Source organism: Erwinia sp. HDF1-3R (assembly GCF_039621855.1).
Taxonomy (GTDB): domain Bacteria; phylum Pseudomonadota; class Gammaproteobacteria; order Enterobacterales; family Enterobacteriaceae; genus Erwinia.
Genome location: NZ_CP155071.1, coordinates 1,885,088 through 1,898,628 on the forward strand (window position 1 = coordinate 1,885,088; position 13,541 = coordinate 1,898,628).

11 protein-coding genes are annotated in these 13,541 nt (G+C 55.0%); 7 read left to right on the forward strand and 4 right to left on the reverse strand.

Annotation, left to right across the window (positions count from 1 at the left end; genetic code table 11):
* Positions 1-10: 10 nt before the first annotated feature.
* Complete coding sequence (locus AAGR22_RS08645; protein WP_345831284.1) at positions 11-1,129, reverse strand: YcbX family protein; 1,119 nt, start codon at positions 1,127-1,129, stop codon at positions 11-13.
* Between the two features lie 146 nt (positions 1,130-1,275).
* Between AAGR22_RS08645 and rlmKL the strand changes: the two genes are divergently transcribed.
* From rlmKL to rmf, 6 genes are all read left to right on the forward strand, one after another.
* Entirely contained in the window at positions 1,276-3,393 is a 2,118-nt protein-coding gene (gene rlmKL / locus AAGR22_RS08650) for a bifunctional 23S rRNA (guanine(2069)-N(7))-methyltransferase RlmK/23S rRNA (guanine(2445)-N(2))-methyltransferase RlmL (protein ID WP_067703705.1), read from the forward strand.
* Positions 3,394-3,398: 5 nt separating this feature from the next.
* Entirely contained in the window at positions 3,399-5,309 is a 1,911-nt protein-coding gene (locus tag AAGR22_RS08655) for an ABC transporter ATP-binding protein (RefSeq protein ID WP_345831285.1), read from the forward strand.
* A 22-nt stretch (positions 5,310-5,331) separates the two neighbouring features.
* Positions 5,332-6,606, forward strand: a complete 1,275-nt coding sequence (gene pqiA / locus AAGR22_RS08660) for a membrane integrity-associated transporter subunit PqiA (protein WP_345831286.1) — start codon at positions 5,332-5,334, stop codon at positions 6,604-6,606.
* Positions 6,593-8,236 carry an intermembrane transport protein PqiB gene (pqiB, locus tag AAGR22_RS08665; RefSeq protein WP_345831287.1) on the forward strand — a complete coding sequence of 548 codons (1,644 nt, stop codon included), beginning with the start codon at positions 6,593-6,595 and terminating at the stop codon, positions 8,234-8,236. The genes pqiA and pqiB overlap by 14 nt, the downstream gene beginning before the upstream one ends.
* The gene (gene pqiC, locus AAGR22_RS08670) at positions 8,233-8,799 is read left to right on the forward strand and encodes a membrane integrity-associated transporter subunit PqiC (protein ID WP_067702938.1); all 567 of its coding nucleotides are present in this window, start codon (positions 8,233-8,235) and stop codon (positions 8,797-8,799) included. Before pqiB ends, pqiC begins: the two co-directional genes overlap by 4 nt.
* A 282-nt stretch (positions 8,800-9,081) precedes the next feature.
* Positions 9,082-9,249 (forward strand): ribosome modulation factor, encoded by a 168-nt coding sequence (gene rmf / locus AAGR22_RS08675; RefSeq protein WP_073980969.1) that lies wholly within the window; start codon positions 9,082-9,084, stop codon positions 9,247-9,249.
* A 58-nt stretch (positions 9,250-9,307) separates the two neighbouring features.
* Here rmf and fabA read toward each other — a convergent pair whose 3' ends face one another.
* Both fabA and AAGR22_RS08685 read right to left on the reverse strand, forming a co-directional pair.
* Positions 9,308-9,826, reverse strand: a complete 519-nt coding sequence (fabA, locus tag AAGR22_RS08680; RefSeq protein ID WP_067702941.1) for a bifunctional 3-hydroxydecanoyl-ACP dehydratase/trans-2-decenoyl-ACP isomerase — start codon at positions 9,824-9,826, stop codon at positions 9,308-9,310.
* Between the two features lie 68 nt (positions 9,827-9,894).
* On the reverse strand, positions 9,895-11,652 hold the full coding sequence (locus tag AAGR22_RS08685) for a Lon protease family protein (protein WP_345831288.1): 1,758 nt from the start codon (positions 11,650-11,652) through the stop codon (positions 9,895-9,897).
* A 184-nt stretch (positions 11,653-11,836) separates the two neighbouring features.
* Here AAGR22_RS08685 and matP point away from each other — a divergent pair, with 184 nt between their 5' ends.
* The gene (gene matP / locus AAGR22_RS08690) at positions 11,837-12,292 is read left to right on the forward strand and encodes a macrodomain Ter protein MatP (protein ID WP_345831289.1); all 456 of its coding nucleotides are present in this window, start codon (positions 11,837-11,839) and stop codon (positions 12,290-12,292) included.
* Positions 12,293-12,356: 64 nt separating this feature from the next.
* Here matP and ompA read toward each other — a convergent pair whose 3' ends face one another.
* Positions 12,357-13,427 (reverse strand): porin OmpA, encoded by a 1,071-nt coding sequence (gene ompA / locus AAGR22_RS08695; protein ID WP_067702950.1) that lies wholly within the window; start codon positions 13,425-13,427, stop codon positions 12,357-12,359.
* Positions 13,428-13,541: the final 114 nt, after the last annotated feature.

Consider the following 13,541-nt stretch of genomic DNA (forward strand, 5'->3'; position numbering starts at 1 on the left):
TTAGGCGCTATCATCCGGCCGATCCCAGTACCAGGTCGCCTGCGGGAATGCAGCTGCAGCTGAGTATCGTGCCATCGTTGCGCACCGCGCCTTTTTTCAGCGGCGTGACCTCTCCGGCGACCAGCCTGACTTTGCAGCTGCCGCAAATGCCCGCTCTGCAGGAGTAGGGTATCCGATAGCCCTTCATCTCCAGCTGTTCCAGCAAAACCTGCTGGTTATTGCCGGTAAAAGGCTCATCCTCCCAGCTTATCGACAGGCTACCTTCCGCAACCGCGGCGACATCAAGCGTCTCAATCACTTCGCCGGGCCCATAGCGGCGGGCAGGTTTGCTCGACAGCACTTCCAGCTCGTCTCCGACGCGAAGGATGCCGCTATTTCTGGCCAGTAAATTAAGACCAAAATCAATATCGCCGCTGCCGTCGGTGGCGCTGCGGAACGTTTGCAGCGTGGCCAGAGGCTCTCCGCTCGGGTGTTTACGACCTCGCTCCGGGCTAACGGTCGTGAGTACGCAGCGGCTACAGGGCTTTGGCACCTCAAAAATGATTTCGCCAATGCGCAGCGTTGACCAGCTGTCTTCCGCCCAGGCGGCGGCACCGGTCACCACCAGGTTAGGGCGAAACTGCTCAAGCCTGACACCTGCGGGGCAGCGCTGACGCAAATCCTGTAGCGAAGCCTCATTAATCAGTAAAAAGGGAAAGCCATCGGCAAAGCTCAGCGGCACCTGCGCAAAGTTTTTTACCCGCCGGCTCATCTCAGGCCCTACCCAGCGCAGCTGTACCGGGCGGGGGAAAAAGCCGCTCAGCCACTGGTTAATAGCCTCGGGGGCAATCTGCGAGGTGAAGGTATTGCCCCAAACCATCGTCGTTGCCGGCGTCGGCTGAAAATCCGCCAGGCGGATACTGGCGCTGCTGCCGTCCGGCGCAGAAAGAAATAGCCCATCCGGCGTCAGTGCAGGTGTGAACAGCACCATTTCCGGATACTGACGTGCGGTGATAAAGGTTCCGTCCGGTTCGGTTATCATAAAGCTACGATCAAATACCAGACCGCTGTCCCGCGCCTGGGCCAGGGAAACCTGCGTTCCACGCATTGATTTTACCGGATGGATAAACAGGCGGGACAGGCTCAACATAATGTACTCCAGGCATAAACGGTTAAATAAAGGCGTCAGATAGCCGGGCAATTCACCTGGCGTAAACGAAAAGAAGCTAACTTTATGACATGGGCCTGTGATTAGCTATAATGCGCAGCAATTTTATGAAGACGACAAGTGACACTATGAATTCTCTGTTTGCCAGTACGGCGCGTGGGCTCGAAGAGCTATTAAAAAGTGAACTGGAAACCCTGGGGGCCGAAGGCTGCCAGATTGTCCAGGGCGGCGTACATTTCCAGGGTGACGATCGTCTGATGTACCAGAGCCTGATGTGGAGCCGCCTGGCATCGCGCATCCTGCTGCCGCTTACCGAATGTGGTGTCTACAGCGATCTGGACCTGTATCTGGGCGTGCAGGCTATCGACTGGCCTGCGATGTTCGGCAGCGATAAGACCTTTGCCGTTCACTTTAGCGGCCTGAATGAGGTTATCCGCAACAGTCAGTACGGCGCGCTTAAGGTGAAAGACGCCATCGTTGACAGCTTCACCCGTAAAAACCTTGCGCGGCCGGATGTGGACCGCGAACAGCCGGACATTCGTGTCAATGTCTGGCTCAATAAGGATACCGCCAGCATTGCGCTCGACCTGAGCGGTGAAGGGCTGCATCAGCGTGGCTACCGTCAGCAAACCGGACAGGCTCCCCTTAAGGAAAATCTGGCGGCCGCCATTGTTATGCGTTCCGGCTGGCAGGCGGGCACACCGCTGGTCGATCCGCTGTGTGGTTCAGGGACGCTGCTGATTGAAGCAGCGATGATCGCCACCGATCGTGCGCCGGGTCTGCACCGTACCCACTGGGGATTCACCGGCTGGGCTAAATTTGATGAAGCGCTCTGGCGTGAAGTCAGTAGCGAAGCCCAGGTCCGCGCGCGGCGCGGCCTGCAGGAGACGTCCTCCCGCTTTTACGGCTACGACAACGATTCCCGCGTTATCGAACGGGCGCGGGCGAATACCCGCCGCGCCGGACTGGCCGATATCATCAGCTATACCGTGCAGGATGCGCTTAAGCTGCAGAATCCTCTGCCGGATGGCCCAACCGGCACCGTGCTGAGCAACCCGCCCTACGGCGAGCGCCTGGAAAGCGAACCGGCCCTGATTGCGCTGCACAGCCAGCTGGGCCGCATTATGAAAAACCAGTTTGGCGGCTGGAATCTCTCCCTGTTCAGTGCCTCACCCGAGCTGCTGAGCTGCCTGCAACTGCGTGCCGATCGCCAGTTTAAGGCGAAAAACGGCCCGCTGGACTGCGTGCAAAAAAACTACGCGCTGGCGGTCAACACCTCGCCAAACGCGGTGGGGCAGATTGCCGAGGATTACGCTAACCGCCTGCGTAAGAACCTTAAGAAACTGGAGAAGTGGGCGCGCCAGGAAGGCATTGAATGCTACCGCATTTACGACGCGGATCTGCCAGACTACAACGTCGCGGTCGATCGCTACGGCGACTGGGTGGTCGTGCAGGAGTACGCGCCGCCAAAAACCATTGAACCGGCGAAGGCGCGTCAGCGTCTGTTTGACGTTATTTCTGCCACCCTCAGCGTATTAGATCTGCCGCCTAACCGGCTGGTTATGAAAACGCGCGAGCGGCAGAAGGGTAAAAGCCAGTATCAGAAGCTGGGCGAGAAGGGCGACTTTTTTGAGGTTACCGAATATAACGCCAGGCTGTGGGTGAACCTGACCGACTATCTGGATACCGGACTGTTCCTCGACCATCGCGTGGCACGAAAAATGCTCGGTCAGATGAGCAAGGGCAAGGACTTTCTCAACCTGTTTGCCTATACCGGCAGCGCCAGCGTCCATGCGGGCCTGGGCGGTGCACGAAGCACCACCACGGTGGATATGTCACGTACCTATCTGGAGTGGGCAGAGCGTAACCTGCGTCTGAACGGGCTAACCGGCAGACAGCACCGGCTGATGCAGGCCGACTGTCTGAACTGGCTGCAAACGTCAGATGAACAGTTCGATCTGATCTTTATCGATCCGCCAACCTTCTCCAACTCCAAGCGAATGGAAGAGAGTTTTGACGTGCAGCGCGACCATTTGTCGCTAATGACCGATTTGAAACGGCTGCTGCGGAAGGGCGGTACCATTATGTTTTCTAATAATAAGCGTGGGTTCAAAATGGACCACGATGGGCTGGCAGGGTTGAACCTGACCGCGCAGGAAATCACCGGCAAAACGCAGTCTCAGGACTTTGCCCGTAACCGTCAAATTCACAACTGCTGGCTGATAACCCACGCCGGTAAGGAATAAGTTTTATGTCTCTGATCAGTATCCATGGTGCCTACCTGTCATTCAGCGATGCACCGCTGTTGGACAACACCGAGCTTCACATTGAAGAAAACGAGCGGGTCTGTCTGGTCGGCCGTAACGGCGCGGGCAAATCCACGCTGATGAAGATCATCAACCGCGAGCAGCCGCTCGACGATGGCCGCATCATCTATGAGCAGGATCTGGTTGTGGCCCGCCTGCAGCAGGATCCGCCGCGTAACGTAAAGGGGTCGGTGTATGACTTTGTGGCGGAAGGCGTTAATGAGCAGGCCGAGTACCTGAAGGCTTATCATGCCATCTCACATCTGGTGATGACCGATCCGAGCGATAAAAACCTGAATGAAATGGGGCGCCTGCAAAGCATTCTGGATCATCAGAATCTGTGGCAGCTGGAAACCCGTATTCACGATGTGCTTAAGCAGATTGGACTTGACGCCGATGCGCCACTTTCATCGCTCTCAGGCGGCTGGCTGCGCAAAGCGGCACTGGGACGCGCGCTGGTCAGTAACCCTCGCGTACTGATGCTGGACGAGCCAACTAACCACCTGGATATTGAAACCATTGACTGGCTGGAAACCTTCCTGAAAACCTTCCAGGGCAGCATTATATTTATTTCCCATGACCGCTCATTTATCCGCAATATGGCGACGCGCATTGTCGATCTCGATCGCGGTAAGCTGGTCTCATGGCCGGGAAATTATGATGAGTACCTGCTGGGTAAAGAGGAAGCGCTGCGCGTTGAAGAGATGCAGAATGCCGAATTCGACCGCAAGCTGGCCCAGGAAGAGGTGTGGATCCGTCAGGGCATCAAGGCCCGCCGTACGCGCAACGAGGGCCGCGTACGCGCGCTTAAGGCGCTGCGCAACGAGCGCTCCGAGCGCCGTGAAGTGATGGGCAAAGCCAACATGCAGGTCGAAGAGGCGAGCCGCTCCGGTAAAATCGTCTTTGAGCTGGAGAACGTCAGCTACCGCATGGGTGAGAAACAGCTGGTGCGCGACTTCAGCGTCCAGGTTCAGCGCGGCGATAAGATTGCCCTGATTGGCCCTAACGGCTGCGGGAAAACCACGCTGCTGAAGCTGATGCTGGAACAGCTTAAAGCCGACAGCGGACGCGTGCATATCGGCACCAAGCTGGAAGTGGCCTACTTCGATCAGCATCGTGCCGAACTCGATCCCGATCGGACGGTAATGGATAACCTGGCCGAAGGTAAGCAGGAGGTGATGGTTAACGGTAAGCCGCGCCACGTACTGGGCTACCTGCAGGAGTTCCTGTTCCACCCCAAACGCGCCATGACGCCGGTTCGCGCACTTTCGGGCGGTGAACGTAACCGTCTGCTGCTGGCGCGCCTGTTCCTTAAGCCCAGCAACCTGCTGATCCTCGATGAACCGACCAACGACCTGGATGTTGAAACGCTGGAACTGCTTGAAGAGCTGATTGACGGCTATCAGGGAACGGTACTGCTGGTCAGCCACGATCGTCAGTTTGTGGACAACACCGTAACCGAATGCTGGATTTTCGACGGGCAGGGGGACATTGGTACCTTCGTGGGCGGATATCACGATGCGCAGCGTCAGCGCGCGGCCTGGAAGCAGAATCGCGCGGCGGCGAAGGCCGTGGCAACGACTCAGCGTCAGGAAAGTGTAAAAAGCGAGCCGGCAAAGCGCGGAGCCAGTAAGCTAAGCTATAACGTCCAGCGAGAACTGGAACAGCTACCGCAAAAGATGGAAGATCTGGAGCAGCAGCTTGAATCCCTGCAGGCTCAGGTGGCCGATTCCAGCTTTTTCAGCCAGCCCCATGAGGTGACGCAGCCAGTTCTGGATGCGCTGTCGCAGGCGGAGCAGGCGCTGGAAGTGGCCTTCGAGCGCTGGGAATATCTTGAATCGTTGAAAAATGATTAATTAAGTCACTCAGAGGTCAACAATGTGTTCGAATCACCACGCTGAACGATGGATGCTTTGCCCGCAGTGTGATCTGATGACGCAGTTACCGGAACTTAAGCCAGGCAGCAAGGCCAGCTGCCCACGCTGCGAGACCACGCTGGTCTCGCGCTGGGTGGAGCCGCGAAAGCGGCCCACTGGCTATGCGCTGGCTGCCCTGTTTATGCTGGTACTGGCCAACCTTTTTCCCTTCATCAATATGAATGTCTCGGGTCTTAGCAGTGAAATAAGCCTGCTGCGCATTCCCGAGGTGATGGTGTCCGAAGATTACAGCAGTCTGGCGACGCTGTTTATTCTGTTTGTGCAGGCGGTGCCCGCCCTGTGCATGATCATCATTCTGCTGCTGGTCAACTCTGTTCGCCTGCCGGAAACGCTCAGGCGAAATATGGCACGCATGCTGTTCCAGATGAAAAGCTGGGGAATGGCTGAAATTTTCCTTGCCGGGGTGTTAGTCAGTTTTGTGAAGCTGATGGCCTACGGCAGTATTGGCGTGGGCACCAGCTTTATCCCCTGGTGCCTGTTTTGCATTATGCAGCTGCGGGCGTTTCAGTGCGTCGATCGCCGCTGGCTGTGGGGGGAAATTGCGCCGGTTCCTGCGCTACCTGCCGCGCCGGAGGCCGGTATCAGCGGGCTGCGTCAGGGCATGCGCTCCTGCCCCTGCTGCACGGCCGTGCTGGCCGCCGATCGTTCGGTCTGTCCGCGCTGCGGCACGGTGGGGCATGCAAGGCGGCGGCACAGCCTGCAGTGGACCATGGCGTTACTGGTCACCTCGGTGCTGCTTTATATCCCTGCCAACCTGATGCCGATTATGATCACCGAAGCGCTGGGCAGTAAGATCACCTCAACCATTATGGCGGGCGTTGCCCTGCTGTGGGGCGAAGGGTCCTATCCGGTCGCGATGGTGATCTTCATTGCCAGTATTATGGTTCCCTCGCTGAAGATGATGGCGATTTGCTGGCTCTGCTGGGACGCTCACCGGCAGGGGCCGGGACGTCACGACAGTGAAAAAATGCACAAGATTTATGAGGTGGTGGAGTTCGTGGGTCGCTGGTCAATGATCGACGTCTTCGTTATTGCCGTCCTTTCCGCGCTGGTCCGTATGGGGAGATTAATGAACATCTATCCCGCGCCCGGTGCGCTGCTGTTTGCCATGGTGGTTATCCTGACGATGTTTGCCGCCATGACCTTTGACCCCCGTTTGACCTGGGATCGTGTACGAGAAAAGAGTCTTGAGGAGCCTGCAATTGAAGGAAAATAATCACGACGTGGCGACGGTTGATCAAATCAAGCGCTGGTCACCCGTCTGGATAATCCCCATCGTCACCGTACTGATTGGTGCGTGGATCCTATTTTATCACTTCAGTCATCAGGGACCGCTGGTGACGCTGATAACCACCAATGCTGAGGGGATTGAAGGGGGGAAAACCACCATCAAGAGCCGCAGCGTTGACGTCGGTGTTGTGCAGAGCGCGGTACTGACGGACGATCTGCACCACGTTGAGATCACCGCCCGCCTCAATTCCGGAATGGAAAAACTGCTTAAAGACGACAGCGCCTTCTGGGTGGTCAAGCCGACCATCGGTCGTGAAGGCGTGACTGGCCTGGGTACGCTACTTTCCGGGGCCTATATCGAATTACAGCCCGGTAATAAAGGTGAAAAGAAGGAGGAGTATCAGCTGCTTGATGCCCCCCCGCTGGCGCCACCCGATGCGAAAGGGATCCATATTACGCTTGATAGCATGAAAGCGGGCCAGCTTAATCCGGGCGATCCGGTACTGTTCCGGGGCTATCGCGTAGGTTCGGTTGAAACCAGCCACTTTGATGCCGATAAGCGCATGATGACCTACCAGCTTTTTGTCGCAGCGCCTTACGATCGTCTGATTACCACTAACGTGCGCTTCTGGAAAGACAGCGGCATTGCGGTTGATATGTCAGCGTCGGGGATGCGCGTGGAAATGGGGTCGCTGACTACGCTGTTTAGCGGTGGCGTAAGCTTTGATGTGCCAGACGGGTGGGAGCTGGGCAAGGTCGCCGAGAACAAAAGCGAATTTACCCTGTTTGACGATCAGCGGAGTATCCAGGATTCGCTTTATACGGTGCACAAAGATTTCGTGATGTTCTTCAGCGATTCGATTCGCGGCCTGCAGGCGGGCGCCCCGGTTGAATTCCGCGGCATACGTCTTGGAACCGTGGCTCAGGTGCCGTTCCAGTCGAAGGAGATCGCTCAGCGACTGAATAATGACTATCGCATTCCGGTGCTGATCCGTATCGAACCGGACCGCTTCCAGAGCATGCTGGGCAAAGACTTTGATATTGAGCGTCATCTTAAAGACGGCATCAAAAGCGGCCTGCGCGCATCGCTCAAATCGGCGAACCTGATCACCGGCTCGCTCTATATCGACCTTGATTTTTACAGTAACGCCAAACCTTTCACCGGTCCGGACACCTTTGCGGGTTATGAACTCATTCCAACCACCAGCGGCGGCCTGGCGCAAATCCAGCAAAAGCTCATGGATGCACTGGATAAGATCAATAATCTGCCGCTGAATCCGATGATTAATCAGGCAACCGGCACGCTGAAGGAGAGCCAGCGGACGATGCGTGAACTGCAAAAAACGCTGGATAACGTTAATCAAATCACCAGCAGTCAGTCGATGAAGGATCTGCCAGCCGATATGCAGAAAACCCTTCGCGAGCTCAACCGCAGCATGAAGGGCTTCCAGCCTGGCTCACCGGCCTACACCAAAATGGTTGGCGATATGCAGAGGCTCGATCAGGTGATGCGCGAACTTCAGCCGGTCCTGAAGACGCTGAACTCGAAAAGTAACGCGCTGGTATTTCAGGCTAAACCAGGGCAGGACCCACAGCCGAAGAGGGCGAAACAATGATGAAATGGATCCCCATTGCGCTGGCGCTGACGCTGGCCGGATGCAGCAGTACGCCGGAAACGAACTACTACCAGCTGCCGTCGGCCGATAAAACTACCGTGGTGAGCAGCCGTGAAGATGCCAGCCGCCCGGCGGTTTGGGTTGAGCACGTCGCCGTGCCGGACTACCTTGCGGGCAACGGCGTGGTGTTTCAGCGCAGCGATGTGCAGTATGTTATCGCCAGTAATAACCTCTGGGCCAGCCCGCTGGACCAGCAGCTCCAGCAGACGCTGGTAGCCAATCTGGGTGAAGCACTGCCCGGCTGGCTGGTATCTGCTTCACCGCTGGGACAGTCGCAGGACAAGCTTAACGTCAACGTTACCGGCTTCCACGGTCGCTATGACGGTCATGCGGTGATTAGCGGGGACTGGATCCTTGAGCATCAGGGGCAAATCATCAAGCGCAGTTTTTCTCTGACGCTGCCGCAAAACAAAGATGGCTATGATGCGCTGGTGAAAACCCTGGCGGCAGGATGGCAGCAGGAAGCACGGGTTATTGCTAATTCGATTATCAGCAATAATTAAAATAATTTAATCTTTGCCCTTAAGCCTTTGATCTTTGCAAGCGGATGTTTGCCAGGGTCGAAGGCTTTTTTAATGTTTAAACAGCGGTTTAAAGCCTTAAAGTGCCAATTTTAAGGTGTTCTCATTCCCGACTGACGTGTCATTTTGATGACGCTGGCGTGAAAATTGCGCATTGATTTTTGTCTCTGATGGCGATAGAACTTAAGGGTGGTTGCGCAGTAAGTAACCGCTGATTTCTTTCCACCAGAATCCACCTGACCTGAAGAGGGGACAACAGGCATGATGAAGAGACAGAAACGAGATCGACTCGAACGGGCACATTCACGCGGTTATCAGGCCGGTATTACCGGACGGTCCAAAGAGATATGTCCCTATCAAACGATAGAACCGAGGTCTCACTGGTTGGGAGGGTGGCGACAAGCCATGGAGGACAGGACGGTTTCGGTATAATCATCCTGTTTGACCCACGAATAACCTCCGCCCGGGCGGAGGTTTCCGTTTCTGCATCTTAGAAAGCGTTGGTGTCCTTAAACAGCCCCACTTTCAGATCGCTGGCGGTATAGATAACGTGGCCGTCTACCAGCACTTCACCATCCGCTACGCCCATGACCAGCTTGCGATTAATCACCCGCTTGAAATGGATACGGTAGGAAACTTTCTTAGCCGTGGGCAGTATCTGACCAGAGAATTTCACTTCGCCAACGCCCAGCGCACGGCCTTTACCTTCGGCACCCAGCCAGCCCAAATAAAATCCTACCAGCTGCCACATGGCATCCAGGCCCAGACAGCCAGGCATAACCGGATCGTTGATAAAGTGACAGCCGAAGAACCAGAGGTCAGGGCTGATATCCAGTTCGGCTTCAACAAAGCCTTTACCGTAGTTGCCGCCGTCTTCGGTCATTTTGACCACGCGGTCCATCATCAACATGTTGCCCGCGGGTAACGGTGGGCCTTCAGCCCCAAATAATTCTCCGCGACCAGAGGCAATGAGGTCTTCTTTTGTATAGGATTCGCGTTTATCTACCATGTTGTCAATAAGCCTTATTTTAGTGAAGCACGAAGTTTAGCGAACAGGTGTACGCTGAACAAGCCCAATCAGCTCTGGTTAAACCAGTTCAGCCAGCGCAGGGGCCACGGGCGATGATGGCGCAGCTCCTGCTGATTAATTTGCGCAATGCGCTCCTGTATGGTCCGTAACAGGCAGGGGCCTTCTTCTTTGTCCCATTCTGCGCCGGTCAGTAAAGGCAGGGCTTCATCCACGCTGTCCACTGCCCAGATATGAAATTTTTCTTCCCGTACTGCATCCACTACGTCCTGCTGTAGGGAGAGATGACGCACGTTAGCGGCGGGGATAATAACCCCCTGCTTACCGTTAAGGTCACGCTGATTACAGATATGGAAGAAGCCTTCAATCTTTTCATTCAGTCCGCCGACCGCCTGCACGCGACCAAACTGATCGACCGAACCGGTAACGGCAATTTGTTGAGTCAGCGGCTGGCTGGAGAGTGCGCTGATTAACGCGCAGAGTTCAGCCAGGGAGGCGCTATCGCCGTCAACTTCCGAGTAGGACTGTTCAAATACCACTGATGCCGAGAAGGGCAGCTGCTGTTCCAGTTCTAACTCCGCAATCAACCACGCCTGCATGATCATCATGCCCTTCGCATGGATATTGCCACCCAGTTCGGCTTTGCGCTCCACGTCGGTAAACTCGCCGTCGCCAACGTGAACCACGCAGCTGATGCGCGACGGTTCGCCGAAGGCGCGGGGATGGCCTGGGAACTCAATCACTGACAGGGCATTGATCTGCCCAATCATTTCGCCTTCCGTCTCTACGACTATCTGATCGAGAAGAATTTCATCCCGCACGCGCTCGGCCAGAAAACCCTCGCGCCACTCGCGCATTTCCAGGGCATTAAGAATATTTTCCCCGCTCAGGCTGCTATCCGCGCTGTACATCGCTGCTTCATGGAGCTGGCGTGAGATCCAGGCGGGACAGAGCGGTAACGTGTCCTGATCGCCGGTGTAACGCACGGCTTCACGGATCATTACCGGCCAAAAATCTTCTTTGATCGGCCCATAATCATGACTAACGGCGATGTCACTAAACCATCTCAGCCAGAGGGTGAACTCTTCGGCATCGACGATTTGAATATTATCTTCGAATTCGCCATAAAGTGAGAGAGCGGCGAGTTCGGGCTCCATTTCCTGGAAATCCGCCAGTACATCGCGATCGCCGGTGAGGACCAGACGGAACTGCATCGGCATTGAAGGTATAGCCGCGGGTAACGGGCGGGTTTCATCAGGAGAATGCCAGTCGAACTGACCGGTGGCCATGATCTTTTTCAGTCGGAGCCAGAGCAGGGGCTGAGCCAGTAGTGCGCGCAGCGAGAGAATCAGCGTGCCGCCGTTAGCCTTGTGAACCAGGCCGGGTTCGGGAATAAGAGTTGTCTGCTGCAGACGAATGCAGCCAAATAGCTCTTCAGCTTCAATCCAGTCTGCACGATGAATACCGCCCGTGCTGGCGAAATTATCTTCAGGAGTGACGGCAGGCTGCCAGCTAACTGACATCCCCTCTACCTGATAGTGACCGCCATAGAGCGAATCGTCATCCTCCTCAGCGAGGCGGGTGAGCTCGTCCTGCAGAAGTTTTTGATATTCAATATTTTCTGGCGTCTTGATTAACATCAGCGGAAATGCCGCTGGCGTTTGCAGAAGCAGGCTCAGACCGTTAAACAGGCGCGCTTGCACCAGAGCAAAACAGCTGCCGTCGGCTTCAAAAGCCTGCGAAAAAAGGGGCTGGACGCTTTCGATATCGGGCTGTAAAGCACGCCATTCTAATCTGTTATTGGTCAAAGTTATCGTATTTTTCTAAAATGAGTAAAAGCGGCATTATACAAGATTTCAGCCTGTTAAGCACCGGGGACATGTGTTTCACATCATGTTCAGATCGCAATAGAGATAACATCCTTGTTTTGTGTGCGGCTGCGCGTTAAAAACTGTTATTCTTAACCCGTTATGAAGTCAGCATGAGATTCCGATGAAATATCAGCAACTGGAAAATCTTGAAAGCGGTTGGAAATGGAAATACCTGGTAAAAAAACACCGGGAGGGTGAGGCGATTACGCGCTATCTGGAAAACAGCGCGGCACAGGTTGCTGTCGACGAACTTCTGGCTATGGAAAACCGACCGGTTGATGTGCTTATCTGGATAAGTAAGCATATTAATCCTGCGCTTGAAAACAGAATGAAGCAGACCATTCGCGCTCGTCGCAAACGGCATTTCAACGCTGAGCACCAGCACACCCGTAAAAAGTCGATCGATCTGGAATATCTGGTCTGGCAGCGACTGGCGGGGCTGGCCCAGCGGAGAAGCAGCACGCTTTCAGAAACCATCGTGCAGTTGATTGAGGATGCGGAAAGAAAAGAGCAGTACGCGAACCAGATGTCATCTCTCAGGCAGGATCTTAAGGCCATATTAGGTAAGCCAGACTAAATTCCAGCAAGAGTTATAAAAAGAAAACCCCGCCGGAGCGGGGTTTTTTTATCAAAGAAAGAACTTAGCTCTGTGGCTGAGTTACAACGTCTTTGATACCTTTAACTTCGATTTCTACGCGACGGTCCGGAGACAGGCAGTCGATCAGAGCCTTACGGCCTTTCACGCTGTCACAGGTGTTGCCGGTAACTGGGTTAGATTCGCCCATACCGCGTGCAGAGATCTTGTTAGATGGGATGCCTTTAGAAACGAGGTAGTCAACGACGGACTGAGCACGTTTCTCAGACAGCTTCTGGTTGTACTGCTCAGAACCGATGCGGTCTGTGAAGCCCAGAACGACGACTGAACCGTCTTTAGGATCCAGTGAGCTCAGCTGGGTGTACAGCTGATCCAGAGCCTGCTGACCTTCTGGCTTCAGAGTAGCCTTGTTGAAGGTGAACAGAACGTCAGACTTCATGGTGAAACGCTTGGTTTCAACAACTGGAGCCGGAGCAGGTGCTGGAGCCGGAGCTGGAGCAGCATCATCCTGACCGAAACGGTAAGAAACACCAACGCTCAGCATGGCGTTATCAGGACGCGTACCAACGGTACCTGCATCACCGATGTTGTTAACCCACTGGTAGTCCAGACGGGTTGCCCAGTTTTTGGTCAGTGCGTATTCAACACCAACAGCTGCCAGCGGAGAAACGCCGGTGTCGTGGTCGCTGATACGGTTGCCAGTCAGGGTGTTCTGCTGAGTAGAGTCTGCACGCCATACCATACCACCCAGACGTGTATAAACGTCCAGATCGTCAGCAATTGGGTAGCTCAGTTTAGCAGCCAGCTGAATGCCCTGTGCTTTGAATGCGCCGTTTACGTTGTTGCCTTTGTGAGGCATACGACCCAGCCAGTCATAACCCAGTTCGAAGCCCAGGTACTGATTAGCCTGATAACCACCGAATGCACCAGCGCCAAGCTGGCTCTCGTGAGTTGGGCCATCATTGTTGGAATAACCGTTACCGTAGTAACCAGTGTCGTGGTACTGAGACCAGCCCAGTTTAGCACCGGTGTACCAGGTGTTATCTTTCGGGGCGGCCTGCGCTACGGTAGCGAAGCCAGCCAGTGCCACTGCAATTGCGATAGCTGTCTTTTTCATTTTTGCGCCTCGTTATCATCCAAATAGGCAATGAGCTTTCATTAGCTCTTTGATTAAATCCTTCGCCGGGTTATGAAGCTCGATTGTGACTCATCCAAAAAATGGTGGTTATTG

What these genes read in the sequence shown, in the direction of transcription:
- matP (WP_345831289.1), top strand. Translation starts at nt 11,837, where the DNA reads ATGAAATATCAGCAACTGGAAAATCTTGAAAGCGGTTGGAAATGGAAA.
- rmf (WP_073980969.1), top strand. Translation starts at nt 9,082, where the DNA reads ATGAAGAGACAGAAACGAGATCGACTCGAACGGGCACATTCACGCGGT.
- rlmKL (WP_067703705.1), top strand. Translation starts at nt 1,276, where the DNA reads ATGAATTCTCTGTTTGCCAGTACGGCGCGTGGGCTCGAAGAGCTATTA.
- pqiA (WP_345831286.1), top strand. Translation starts at nt 5,332, where the DNA reads ATGTGTTCGAATCACCACGCTGAACGATGGATGCTTTGCCCGCAGTGT.
- AAGR22_RS08645 (WP_345831284.1), bottom strand. Translation starts at nt 1,129, where the DNA reads ATGTTGAGCCTGTCCCGCCTGTTTATCCATCCGGTAAAATCAATGCGT.
- ompA (WP_067702950.1), bottom strand. Translation starts at nt 13,427, where the DNA reads ATGAAAAAGACAGCTATCGCAATTGCAGTGGCACTGGCTGGCTTCGCT.
- AAGR22_RS08655 (WP_345831285.1), top strand. Translation starts at nt 3,399, where the DNA reads ATGTCTCTGATCAGTATCCATGGTGCCTACCTGTCATTCAGCGATGCA.
- pqiC (WP_067702938.1), top strand. Translation starts at nt 8,233, where the DNA reads ATGATGAAATGGATCCCCATTGCGCTGGCGCTGACGCTGGCCGGATGC.
- fabA (WP_067702941.1), bottom strand. Translation starts at nt 9,826, where the DNA reads ATGGTAGATAAACGCGAATCCTATACAAAAGAAGACCTCATTGCCTCT.